This is a genomic window from Ramlibacter alkalitolerans (assembly GCF_016722765.1).
GTDB lineage: Bacteria > Pseudomonadota > Gammaproteobacteria > Burkholderiales > Burkholderiaceae_C > Ramlibacter > Ramlibacter alkalitolerans.
Map to the genome: position 1 here is coordinate 249383 of NZ_JAEQND010000010.1, position 11587 is coordinate 260969.

An 11587-nucleotide genomic window follows, 5' to 3' on the forward strand; every position below is an offset into this window, starting at 1 on the left:
ATGAAACAGAAGCAAACCGGCAATACGTTCGTCGGCATCATCATCGGCGTGGTCGTCGGCCTCGCCGCGGCCCTGGCCGTGGCCGTGTATGTCACCAAGGTCCCCGTCCCGTTCCTGAACAAGGGCCCCAGCCGCTCGGCGGAACAGGACGCGGCCGAATCGCGCAAGAACCAGAACTGGGATCCCAACGCGCCCCTGTACGGCAAGAACCCGGCCAAGCCGCTGCCGCCCGCCCCGGGCGTGGCCGCCTCCGCGCCGGGCGCGCCGTCCACGCCCTCGGCCGCCGCGACGCCCGCGCAGCCGGGGAGGGATGCGGACAAGGCGAGGGACAAGGAGCCGGTGCCGCCCGCGGTGGCCGGCCGGCCGGCCCCGGCCGACCCCCTGGGCGAACTGGCCACTGCCAAGGCCAGCCCCGGCAGCGACCCCTTCATCTATTTCGTGCAGGCCGGCGCCTTCCGCACCTCCGACGACGCCGAGGCGCAGCGCGCCAAGCTGTCGCTGATGGGCGTGGAAGCCAAGGTGACCGAGCGCGAACAGTCCGGCCGGCAGGTGTACCGCGTGCGCGTGGGCCCCTTCAGCAGCAAGGACGACGCCGACCGGCAGAAGGAAAGACTCGACCAGGGCGGCTTCGAAACCGCGCTGGTGCGCGTCCAGAGGTAGTCGCGCGCTGCCCGGCGGTGGAACCAAGCCCCGCCCGGCCCGCTCAGAGGTGTTCAAGGAGTCACGAAGCAATGAATCGACGGGAATTCACGGTCGCCGCCGGCGCGACGCTCGGCGCCGCCGCGCTCGGCCTGCCCGGGCTGGCACTGGCGCAGTTCAAGCCGGAAGACGGCAAGCAGTACCACACGCTCGACAAGCGCGTGCCCAGCGATGCGCCGGCCGGCAAGATCGAGGTGATCGAGTTCTTCTGGTACAGCTGCCCGCACTGCAACGCCTTCGAGCCCCGGCTGTCCGCCTGGACGAAGAAGCTGCCTGCCGACGTGTACTTCCACCGGGTGCCGGTCGCCTTCCGCGACGACTTCGTGCCCCAGCAGCGCCTGTACTACACGCTCGAGACGCTGGGCAAGGTCGATGCGCTGCACGCCAAGGTGTTCGACGAGATCCACAACAAGCGCCAGCCCACCAACAAGGAAGCCGACATCCTGGCCTTCGCCGAGCACAACGGCCTCGACCGGGCGAAATTCCAGGAGATCTACAACTCCTTCTCGGTGCAGACCAAGTCGCGCCGCGCCAAGCAACTGCAGGACCTGTACGAGGTGCAAGGCGTTCCGTCGATGGGCGTCGCCGGCCGCTACATCACCGATGGCGACATGGCCGGCAACATGGACCGCGCCCTGCAAGTCGTCGATTACCTGGTGGCCGAAGCCCGCAAGGCCAAGTAAAAAGCACGCAAGGCCGCCTTCCCAGGCTTTGCCGGTCATCGAAAGAGCCCGCCGATGCGGGCTTTTTCGTCTCCAATGGATACAATCGCAGCAAGATTCGTGCCTCTATGAAGAACAAGACCGCCTGTTTCCCGCTTGCACTCCTCCTCGCACTCGCCGCCGCACCCGCCGGTGCCGAGCGCGCGGACCGCAACAAGCCCATGAACATCGAGGCCGACTCGCTGCGCTATGACGACCTCCAGCAGACCAGCATCTTCACCGGCAAGGTGGTGGTGACCAAGGGCACGATCGTGATCCGCGGCGCGAAGATGGTGGTCAAGCAGGACCCGGAGGGCTTCCAGTCCGGCACCGTCACGGCCGAACCGGGCCAGCAGGCCTACTTCAAGCAGAAGCGCGACGGCGTGGACGAGTACATCGAGGGCGAGGCCGAGACCATCCAGTACGACGGCAAGGCCGACCGGGTGAAGTTCATCGGCCGCGCGGAGATGCGGCGCCTGCGCGGCGCCGCCGTCAACGACGAGACCAGCGGCTCCGTGATCACCTACGACAACACCAACGACCAGTTCACCGTGGAAGGCGGCGCCTCCGCCGGCGGCACGCCCTCCAATCCGGGCGGGCGGGTGCGTGCCACCCTGGCGCCGCGCCCTGCCGCGTCCGGGGCGGCGGGCGCCGGCGCCGGCGGCCGGGCCAGCGCGACGCTGCCGGCGCCGCAGTCGCCCGCGTCGGCCCGCCTGCGTCCCTCCACCGGCCTTCCGCCGGAGACCCGCTGATGGGCGAAGCCGAGATGGTCCACGTGGAGCCGCAGCTGGCGCTCACGAGCCGGCTGGAAGCGCGCCACCTGCGCAAGTCCTATGGCGGCCGCGCGGTGGTCAAGGACGTCTCGCTGGCCGTGGACAAGGGCGAGGTGGTGGGGCTGCTGGGCCCCAACGGCGCCGGCAAGACGACTTCCTTCTACATGATCGTCGGGCTGGTGCGGGCCGACGGGGGCGAGATCTCCATCGACGGCCAGTCGGTCGAGCACATGCCGATCCACCGCCGCTCGCGCCTGGGCCTGTCCTACCTGCCGCAGGAAGCGTCCATCTTCCGCAAGCTCAACGTGGCCGACAACGTGCGGGCGGTACTGGAACTGCAGCGCGGCCCGGAGGGCAAGTCGCTGTCCTCGGCGGAGATCGAGCAGCGCCTCACGGCGTTGCTGCAGGACCTGCGGGTCGACCACCTGCGCGACTCCCCGGCGCTGGCGCTCTCGGGCGGCGAGCGGCGCCGGGTGGAGATCGCCCGCGCGCTGGCCACCCAACCGAGATTCATCCTGCTGGACGAGCCGTTTGCCGGGATCGACCCGATCGCGGTGATCGAGATCCAGCGCATCATCAGTTTCCTGAAGTCGCGCGGGATCGGTGTCCTGATCACCGACCACAACGTCCGGGAAACGCTGGGCATCTGCGATCACGCGTACATCATCAGCGAGGGACGGGTGCTCGCCCAGGGCACGCCGGCTGACATCGTGAACAACGCGGACGTGCGCCGGGTCTACCTGGGCGAACACTTCCGCATGTGAGGGGAGCAGGGGAGAAATGAAGCAGGGACTGGCACTGCGTGTCTCGCAGCATCTGGCGCTGACACCGCAGCTGCAGCAGTCGATCCGGCTGCTGCAGCTGTCCACGCTGGAACTGGGGCAGGAGATCCAGACCATGCTGGACGAGAACCCCTTCCTGGACGTGCAGGGCGAAGAGGCCGGCGAGGATTTCGGCATCGCGGTGTCCGACCAGAAGCCGGCCGCGGATGAACCCGAGACCGGCTTCGAGGGCAGCGTGGGCTCGCTGGACGGCGCGGGCACGTCCACCTCCACCAGCTCCTCCTCGACATCAGAGGCGGAGCCGGAAGCCGGCGAGTTCGGCAGCGGCACCGTGGAGAGCGAGCCCAGCTGGGAAGGCGACGGCAGCACCGAGACCGTGCCCGACGACGGCGAATGGGGCGGCGACGCGCCGGCCGCCAAGCGCAACAACGGCGGCGACGACGACGAGGTCGACGCGACGGATCTCGCGCGCGGCAACGAATCGCTGCAGTCCTGGCTGCACCGGCAGGCGCTTTCACTGCGCCTGGGCGAGGAAGACCAGATGGCGCTGCGCTTCCTGATCGAATCGCTCAACGACGACGGCTACCTCGAGGAACCGCTGCAGGAACTGGCCGCCGGCCTGGCGCCGGACGACCTGGAGCAACAGGAGGAACTGGTCCACCGCTTCACCGTGGCCCTGCGCCTGCTGCAGACGCTGGACCCGGCCGGTGTCGGCGCGCGCAACCTGGCCGAATGCCTGACGCTGCAGCTCAAGGCGATGCAGCAGGACGAGGAAGACGAGGACATCGCCGCCTGTGCCGCCGCGATCAAGATCTGCCAGCAGTCGATCGACCTGCTGGCCAAGCGCGACATCAAGCGGCTGGCGCAGATCTGCGGCGAAACCGAGGCCAACGTGCGCTCGGCGATCGGCCTGATCACGCGGCTGGAGCCCAAGCCGGGCCGGCGCTTCGTCGACGTCGAGCGCAACGTGGTGATTCCCGACGTGCTCGTCACGCAGGTCGGCAAGGGCTCGCGCGCCAACTTCCGCGTGCAGCTCAATCCCGACGTGATGCCGCGGCTGCGCGTGCACGACGTCTATGCCGGCGCGCTCAAGTCGCACAAGGGCGAGGGCCACCAGGCGCTGCAGCAGCGGCTGCAGGAGGCGCGCTGGTTCATCAAGAACATCCAGCAGCGCTTCGACACCATCCTGCGCGTGTCCACCGCCATCGTGGAGCGGCAGCGCAACTTCTTCATCCACGGCGAACTCGCGATGCGGCCGCTGGTGCTGCGCGAGATCGCCGACGAACTGGGCCTGCACGAGTCCACCATCTCGCGGGTGACGACCGCCAAGTACATGTCCACCCCCTTCGGGACCTTCGAGCTGAAGTACTTCTTCGGCTCGGCACTCGGTACCGAAACCGGCGGCAATGCCTCGAGCACCGCCGTGCGTGCGCTGATCAAGCAGTTCGTCTCGTCGGAGAACGCGAAGAAGCCGCTGTCGGACAGCCAGATCTCCGAGATGCTCAAGGAGCAGGGCATCGAATGCGCCCGCCGCACGGTGGCCAAGTACCGCGAGGCGCTGCGCATCGCCCCGGCCAACCTGCGCAAGGCCCTGTGAGCGACGCCTTCCCGCTGTTCCTGCCCTGCGCCGCGGGCGTCGAGGCCTACCTCGAATCCGAAGTCGCGCGCATCCTCGGTCTTGCTCCCTCCCCCTCCGGGGGAGGGTCGGGGTGGGGGCGCTCCGACCTGCGCGCCGTCCGCGGCGGCGTGCAGCTGACGGCCGACTGGAACGCCGTGCTGCGCCTGAACCTCCACAGCCGCCTCACCCAGCGCGTCCTCGTGCAGCTCGCGCACCTGCCTTATCGCGGCGAGCAGGACCTGTACGAGGCCGCTTCGGCCGTCCCCTGGGAGGACTGGTTCACCGCCCGCGAGAGCTTCAAGATCGAACTCACCGCGCAGCACAGCCCGCTCAAGAGCCTGAACTTCGCCGCGCTGCGCATCAAGGATGCGGTGGCCGACCGCTTCCGCAATCGCGGCGGGGTGCGGCCCGACGTCGACACGCAGCGGCCCGCCGTGCGCATCTTCGGCCACCTCGCGGCCGAGACGGCCACGCTCTACATCGACACCTCGGGCGAGCCGCTGTTCAAGCGCGGCTGGCGCGAGGACAAGGGCGAGGCGCCGCTGAAGGAGACGCTGGCGGCGGCGATGCTCGCAGCCAGCGGCTGGGACGGCAGCGTGCCGCTGTACGACCCCTGCTGCGGCAGCGGCACCATCGTGATCGAGGCGGCGCAGCTGGCCTGCAACATCGCGCCCGGCCTGCTGCGGCGTTTCTGCTTCGAGCGCCTGCGGCTGCACGCGGCCCCGCAGTGGGCGGCGCTCAAGGCCGAAGCGCAGGCGGCGCGGCGGGCACCCGCGGCACCGATCTTCGGCAGCGACGTCGCCTTCCGCATGGTCGATTTCGCGCAGCGCAACGCCCAGCGCGCCGGTGTCGCCGACGTGGTGCAGCTGCGTGGCGGCGACGCGCTGCAGCGCATGCCGCCTTCCGAAACGCCCGGCATGCTGCTGCTCAATCCGCCTTATGGCGAGCGCATCGAGGCCGGCGGCATCGCCGGGCCGGGCCGTGGTGGCCGCGAGCGCGCCCAGATGGAGCAGGCCGGCGACTTCTTCGCCCAGCTCGCGAGCCACTGGAAACGCAACTACGCCGGCTGGACGGCCTGGGTGCTGTCGCCGGATGCCAGGCTGCCCGGCCGCATGCGGCTGAAGGAATCGCGCCGGATCCCGATGTGGAACGGCCCGATCGAATGCCGCCTGCTGCGCTTCGACATGGTGGCCGGCTCGGCCCGCAGCCGCGATGCAGCTGGTCCTTGATACCAACATCGTGCTGGACCTGCTGGTCTTCGCAGACCCGAAGGTGCAGTCCCTCTCGCAAGGCCTCGGCGCGGGCGAGCTGCGCTGGCTCGCCACGGCGGAGATGCGCGAGGAACTGGCCCGCGTGCTGTGCTACCCCAAGCTGGCGGAGCGCCTGGCGTCCGTCCGCGGCAGCGAGGCCGCGGTGCTGGCCCGGTTCGATCTCCAGGCCCGGCTGGTCGAGGCGCCGCCCAAGGCCAGCGTGACCTGCGGCGACCCCGACGACCAGAAGTTCATCGACCTCGCCGTGGCGCACCGGTGCACCCTGCTGTCCAAGGACCGGGAGGTCCTGCGGATGAGGAAGCGCCTGGAGCGGCTCGAGGTGCGGGCCGCCGCGTGCCTGGCCTGAGGTAACGCACGGTAGCGCCTGTTTCCTACGCCCGCGTTAGGCGGTCAGCCACGGCGCCGCCCTTCAGGTGGCGGTAACTTGCGTGCTGCACAACGCAGATACACCAAAGGCGCACCATGACCGAGCTCACCCTGTTCTCTCCGTTCGCCGACACCCAGGCCGGGGCCGTGGCCGCCGCCGCTGCCACCGAGCAGTCGTGCGAGGAATGCGCCGGCACCGGCGGCTGGTACCGCTACGAGCCGGCGCTGGACCCGGCGCCCGGCCTGCTCTATCTCTCCTGCCTCCACTGCCGCGGCAGCGGCCGGCTTGGCTCGGCCCAGGGCTGAGTACTACGTCCACGCAGGCACCCCGCCCATGCCACAGCGCTCCGGTTCCGACAGTCGCGGTTGCGGGCACGTGTCATGCTTGGAAACAGGTGAAGAGAGCAACGACGTGACCCCCTACCACCCCGACACGAACGATGAACGCAACGCCAGGCTGGTGCGCAACCTCCTCGCGCTGCGCATGGTCCTTGCCATGGACCAGATGCAAACGGGGCGGTGGAGCGACCGGATCGAGGAAATCGACGAGGAACTCGCCAACCTCGGGCACGACATGAAATCGACGGCCGCCAGCGCCGCCGAGGGCCTGCGCCGCAGCGTGCTGCTGCCGCGCCTGGTCAAGCAGCGCCGCGTGCGGACCAACCACCGCGCCGCCATCCGCGCCGGTTCACGCAACTGAGCCGCGCTCAGCTGCGCACCAGCTCCACCAGCCTTTGCAGCGCGCGCCGCACCGTGGCGGTGCGGATCGCCGCGCGGTCGCCCGGAAAGAGGCGCATCTCGCTGGACAGGCGGCCATCCACCTGGAAACCGAACCAAACCGTCCCCACCGGTTTTTGGGCATTTCCCCCAGTCGGCCCCGCAATCCCCGTGACCGCCACCCCCACCTGGGCGTGCGAATGGCGCACCGCGCCGAAGGCCATCGCCCGCGCGACCACCTCGCTGACGGCGCCGTGCTGCGCAATGAGGTCGGGATCGACGCCCAGCAACTCCTGCTTGGCCTCGTTCGAGTAGCTCACGACGCCGCGCTCGAACCACTGGCTCGAGCCGGCCAGGTCGGTGCAGGCCGCAGCGATCATCCCGCCGGTGCAGCTTTCCGCCGCGGCCAGCATCCAGCCGCGTGCCAGCAGCGCCTGCGCGAGCTGCTCGCACAAGGCCGAGATCGAGGGTTCGTTCACCACAGCCGCCTCCACAAGGCCAGGACCAGCAAGGTGCAGAAGGCCGCGACCAGGTCGTCGACCATGATGCCGAAGCCGCCCCGCCAGCCCGTTCCCTTGAAGCGGCGGTCCGCCCAGCCCATCGGCCCGGGCTTGGCCATGTCGAACAAGCGGAACACCAGGAAGGCGGCGAACTGCGCCGCCCAGCCGGCTGGCAGCAGGACCCACAGCACGGTCCAGAAGCTCGCGACCTCGTCCCAGACGATGGAGGACGGATCCGCCGAGCGCAGGTGGCGGGCCGTCACGCTGCAGGCCCACCAGCCGAGCGGCAGCGACAGGGCGACCAGCCATCCCATCTGCCCGGCGTCCAGCCAGTTCTGCAGCAGCAGGAAGGCGCCCCAGGCCCACACGGTGCCGCAGGTGCCGGGCGCGACGGGGGACAGTCCGGAGCCGAAGCCGAGCGCGACGAGGTGCGCCGGATGCGCCAGCAGGAAGCCGGTGTCCGGTCGCCGGGGCGGCAGCGGATCGGTGAGGGCATGGCTCGCGTCGGGCATGCCCCGCATCGTAGTCGCTGCGCCTACTGGCAGCGGCCGAAGCGCTTGCGGAAGCTGCGCGGCTCGAGCGCGCCGGGCAGCGCCCACAGGCCGCGGCGTTCGCTGCGGGCCTGTGCCTCGAGGGCGGCATACGGCCCGGGCTTGCCGCGGAAGCTCATGGACCAGGCGTAGCCGCTGCGCACCAGCCAGGCGCCGATGTCCTCGCGCCCATGGCGCACGTGCGCGAGTTGCCGGCCGTAGTCGTCCACGCCTCTGGTGCGCACGCCCACGCGCTGGTGCAGGACGCGCGCGCGCAAGGCCTGCGTCGCCTGCGCGCCGAAGGCCTGGCAGCCCTCGGGTGCGTCGACGTCCAGCAGGCGCACCTGCACCGGTGTGCCGCCCTCGCGCGGCCGCACCCACAGCGTGTCACCGTCGGTGACGTGGGTGACGCTGCCGCGGTAGCCGGGCGCCGCCAGCACCGCCGGCGCGCACAGCGCAGCGGCCAGCAGCAGCGCCGTCGCCCTCACAGGTCCAGCACCGCGGGCCCGGTGAGGATGCAGCGCACCACGTCGACCTGGCGCTTGGCGCCGACCTTGGCGGCCAGCGAGCGCAGCTGGGTACGCACGGTGTTGAGGCTGGTGCCGCGCTCCACCGCGAACTGCTTGAGGGAGCGGCCGTTCACCAGCGCCTCGGCGAGCTGCGCTTCGGTGGGGCTCATGTGGTAGATCTGGCGCAGCTTTTCGGGGAAGTTGGGGAGCGTCGATTCGGGATCGGCGACGAACATCATCGCAGCAACTGCATTGTCGAAGTGCTGCGTGCCGGCCGGCACCGGCACCACGAAGGCATGCACCTCGGTGCCGTTCAGGCCACGCAGGCGCAGCGGGGTGCCGGCCAGTTCGCGCACGCCATCGCCCTGCGCCGCTGCCTGCACCGCCTTGTGCAGCTTGGTGGAGAGCGCTCCGGCGGACGCCTGCAGCCGCCCGGAAGCGCCGGCCGTGTAGGCACGGGTGCGCTGCGAGATGTCTTCGGCGCGCCGGTTGGCGTGGCGAAGTTCCCCGTCGGGCCCGAGCAGGAGCACGCCATAGTTCAGTCGTTCGAGGGCGGCCACGGCGGCCTGCGTGACACCCGGGAATTCCTTGAGCGGCGCTTCGCCCGCGGCGGCGAACAGGTTGGCCTCGGGAGGGTCGGCGAGGGAGCGGCTGACCTGGTTGCGCACGATGGCGGCCACCTTGTGCAGCACGCCGGGCCACAGGCTCGGATCTCCCGCCGCCGCGTGGATGCTGTGGATCACATCCAGGAGCCGGGGATCCGTCGGGGCGGAGAGGTCGCGGCTAGGCATCACGTCGCGGCGCTCCAGGAAGGCGAGCGTCGGCGCTGGCCCGGCGAACACGAAGTGCCGCCTTCGTGGCGCGAACAGCATCAGACCGGGCTGCGTGAGTTGCCATTCGCTACTTCGTTGTAGTTGTTTCTCTTCGCAAGTCTGGTCAGAAAGAGATCGCTCGCCATCGCCCAAAAGGGTGAGGCAGGGGGAATTCCGGAGCGGGATTACCCCGCGCGGGGTTCCTAAACAGCCCCGAAATGGTCGAAGCCGCCGAACGCCCGTTGCGTGGGCTGGCCCGCCGCGTCGAGCAGCCGCAGTCCGGCTGCGGCTTCGATGCGGCCGATGGGCGTGACCGGCGTCGCCGTGCGCTGCGCCGCTGCGAGCACGGCTTCGCGTTGTGCGGCCGGCGCGGTGAAGGCCAGCTCGTAATCGTCGCCGCCGGCAAAGACGAGCTCCTCCACCTGCTGCGGATCCAGCCGCAGGCCGGCCCGGGTGGCGGCCAGCAACTGGGGTGCCTGCGCCAGCGCCACGGACGCCCCCACGCCCGAGCGGCGCAGCACGTGCGCGAGGTCGCCCGCCAGCCCGTCGCTGATGTCGATGGCCGCGCTCGCAATGCCGCGCAGGGCGCAGCCCAGCGCCACGCGCGGCTCGGGTTGTTCCAGGCGCTGCCGCGCCGCCTCGAACACTTCCTGGGGCAGCGAGACGGTCCCGCGGAAGGCTTCGAGTGCCAGCCGTGCATCGCCCAGCGTGCCGCTGATCCAGAGCTCGTCGCCGGCGCGCGCGCCCGATCGCAGCAGCGCCTGGCCGGCCGGCACTTCGCCGAAGACCGTGATGTTGATGGCCAGCGGCCCGCGGGTGGTATCGCCGCCCACCAGTTCGCAGCCGTGCGCATCGGCCAGCGAGAACAGGCCCTGCGCGAACGCGCCCAGCCAGGCGGCGTCGACCTGCGGCAGCGCAAGCGACAGCGTGAAGGCGAGCGGCTGCGCGCCGCAGGCGGCCAGGTCGCTCAGGTTCACGGCCAGTGCCTTGTGGCCCAGGCGGCGCGGATCGACGGTGGACAGGAAGTGCCGGCCTTCCACCAGCAGGTCGGTGGAGACCGCGAGCTGCATGCCCGGTGCCGGTTGCAGCAGCGCGCAATCGTCGCCGATGCCGAGCGGATTGCGCCGCACCGGCCGGTCGAAGAAACGCGCGATCAGCTCGAACTCACCCATGCCGGGAGATTAAACGAGGGAGCCGGGCCGGCCGCGGAAGCAGTCCGCCGCCTGCCGCACCATCTCGGCGAGCAGGCGCTCGCGGGCGTGCGTCTCGCGCAGCCAGCGGGCGTCGTTGAGGCCGTCTTCGGCCGACTCGGCCAGCATCTCGATGGCGGCACCGGCGCCCAGCGCGCGCGCGTGCGGCGCCACCTGCCGCAGCGTGTGCAGGATGTGTTCGCGCAGCGGCAGGTGCTCGCCGGTGGGCGGATCGACGTACACCGCATCCAGCCCGAAGCGGCAGGCCTGGAAGCGGTTGTACGTATAGACCATGTAGTCGTCTTCCTCGGGCACGAAGGGCTGTTCCTGCAGGAACCAGGACCCGAGCGACTGCACGAAGCCGGCCAGCGCCGCGGCGCGCTCGATGGTCAGCGGCGTGTCGAACACGCGGATCTCGATCGTGCCGTACTCCGGCTTGGGGCGGATGTCCCAGTAGAAGTCCTTCATGCTCTTGACCACCCCGGTGCGGGTGGTCTTGGCGAAGAACTTCGCGAACTCCTCCCAGTGCAGCGTGTAGGGCGCGCGGCCCGACATCGGGAACGCGAACACCGAATTGAGCCGCGCCGAGTCGAACTGCGTGTCCTGCCCCTGCACGAAGGGCGAACTGGCCGACAGCGCGATGAAGTGCGGGATGTAGCGCGACATCCGGTGCAGCATCAGCAGCGCGCTGTCGGCATCGGGGCAGCCGACGTGCACGTGCTGGCCGAAGATGGTGAACTGCTTGGAGAGATAGCCGTACAGCTCCGACAGCTGGCGGAAGCGCGGCCGGTCGTAGATGCGCTGCTCGTGCCACTGCTGGAAAGGATGCGTGCCGCCGCCCACGCAGGCGATGTTCAGCTTGTCGGCGCAGCGCACCAGCGCGTCGCGCAGGGTCGTGAGCTCGCCCAGCACCTCGCTGGTCGAGTGGCACACGCCGGTGGAGAACTCGATCATGCTGGAGGTCATCTCCGGCACGACGGCGCCGGGCAGGGACATCTTGCCGATCAGGCGCAGCATCTCCGCGGAGTAGGGCGCGAGGTCGTAGTCGTGCGTGTTGACCAGCTGCAGTTCGAGTTCCACGCCCAGCGACAGCGGCGCGGATTCCTGGAAGCGTTCCAG

Annotated in this window: 15 protein-coding genes; 9 read left to right on the forward strand and 6 right to left on the reverse strand. The window is 70.2% G+C overall.

The window, feature by feature from the left end:
• From JI746_RS18945 to JI746_RS18985, 9 genes are all read left to right on the forward strand, one after another.
• Complete coding sequence (locus JI746_RS18945; protein ID WP_201691818.1) at positions 1-660, forward strand: SPOR domain-containing protein; 660 nt, start codon at positions 1-3, stop codon at positions 658-660.
• Positions 661-731: 71 nt separating this feature from the next.
• Entirely contained in the window at positions 732-1382 is a 651-nt protein-coding gene (locus tag JI746_RS18950; RefSeq protein WP_201691819.1) for a thiol:disulfide interchange protein DsbA/DsbL, read from the forward strand.
• Between the two features lie 107 nt (positions 1383-1489).
• Positions 1490-2152 (forward strand): lipopolysaccharide transport periplasmic protein LptA, encoded by a 663-nt coding sequence (lptA, locus tag JI746_RS18955; protein ID WP_201691820.1) that lies wholly within the window; start codon positions 1490-1492, stop codon positions 2150-2152.
• Entirely contained in the window at positions 2152-2937 is a 786-nt protein-coding gene (gene lptB, locus JI746_RS18960) for an LPS export ABC transporter ATP-binding protein (RefSeq protein WP_201691821.1), read from the forward strand. Before lptA ends, lptB begins: the two co-directional genes overlap by 1 nt.
• Positions 2938-2953: 16 nt before the next feature.
• Positions 2954-4552, forward strand: coding sequence for an RNA polymerase factor sigma-54 (locus JI746_RS18965; protein ID WP_201691822.1), 1599 nt, complete (start codon positions 2954-2956; stop codon positions 4550-4552).
• Positions 4549-5802, forward strand: coding sequence for a THUMP domain-containing class I SAM-dependent RNA methyltransferase (locus JI746_RS18970; RefSeq protein ID WP_330893033.1), 1254 nt, complete (start codon positions 4549-4551; stop codon positions 5800-5802). The genes JI746_RS18965 and JI746_RS18970 overlap by 4 nt, the downstream gene beginning before the upstream one ends.
• Positions 5786-6190: a putative toxin-antitoxin system toxin component, PIN family gene (locus JI746_RS18975; protein ID WP_201691824.1), complete on the forward strand. Its 405-nt coding sequence runs from the start codon at positions 5786-5788 to the stop codon at positions 6188-6190. The genes JI746_RS18970 and JI746_RS18975 overlap by 17 nt, the downstream gene beginning before the upstream one ends.
• Before the next feature lie 116 nt (positions 6191-6306).
• Positions 6307-6516, forward strand: coding sequence for a hypothetical protein (locus JI746_RS18980; RefSeq protein WP_201691825.1), 210 nt, complete (start codon positions 6307-6309; stop codon positions 6514-6516).
• 106 nt (positions 6517-6622) lie between these two features.
• Complete coding sequence (locus tag JI746_RS18985; protein ID WP_201691826.1) at positions 6623-6910, forward strand: hypothetical protein; 288 nt, start codon at positions 6623-6625, stop codon at positions 6908-6910.
• Positions 6911-6917: 7 nt separating this feature from the next.
• Here the strand turns inward: JI746_RS18985 and JI746_RS27790 are convergent, their stop codons facing one another.
• The 6 genes from JI746_RS27790 to JI746_RS19010 all read right to left on the reverse strand — a co-directional run bounded on the left by JI746_RS27790 (position 6918) and on the right by JI746_RS19010 (position 11587).
• Positions 6918-7406, reverse strand: a complete 489-nt coding sequence (locus JI746_RS27790; RefSeq protein ID WP_408004115.1) for a CinA family protein — start codon at positions 7404-7406, stop codon at positions 6918-6920.
• The gene (locus JI746_RS27795; RefSeq protein WP_236599949.1) at positions 7403-7939 is read right to left on the reverse strand and encodes a phosphatidylglycerophosphatase A family protein; all 537 of its coding nucleotides are present in this window, start codon (positions 7937-7939) and stop codon (positions 7403-7405) included. The genes JI746_RS27790 and JI746_RS27795 overlap by 4 nt, the downstream gene beginning before the upstream one ends.
• Positions 7940-7962: 23 nt before the next feature.
• On the reverse strand, positions 7963-8445 hold the full coding sequence (locus JI746_RS18995; RefSeq protein WP_201691828.1) for a thermonuclease family protein: 483 nt from the start codon (positions 8443-8445) through the stop codon (positions 7963-7965).
• Entirely contained in the window at positions 8442-9308 is an 867-nt protein-coding gene (locus tag JI746_RS19000; protein WP_201691829.1) for a helix-turn-helix transcriptional regulator, read from the reverse strand. Before JI746_RS19000 ends, JI746_RS18995 begins: the two co-directional genes overlap by 4 nt.
• A gap of 173 nt (positions 9309-9481) precedes the next feature.
• On the reverse strand, positions 9482-10450 hold the full coding sequence (gene thiL, locus JI746_RS19005) for a thiamine-phosphate kinase (protein ID WP_201691830.1): 969 nt from the start codon (positions 10448-10450) through the stop codon (positions 9482-9484).
• A gap of 9 nt (positions 10451-10459) precedes the next feature.
• Positions 10460-11587 (reverse strand): YbdK family carboxylate-amine ligase, encoded by a 1128-nt coding sequence (locus tag JI746_RS19010; protein WP_236599972.1) that lies wholly within the window; start codon positions 11585-11587, stop codon positions 10460-10462.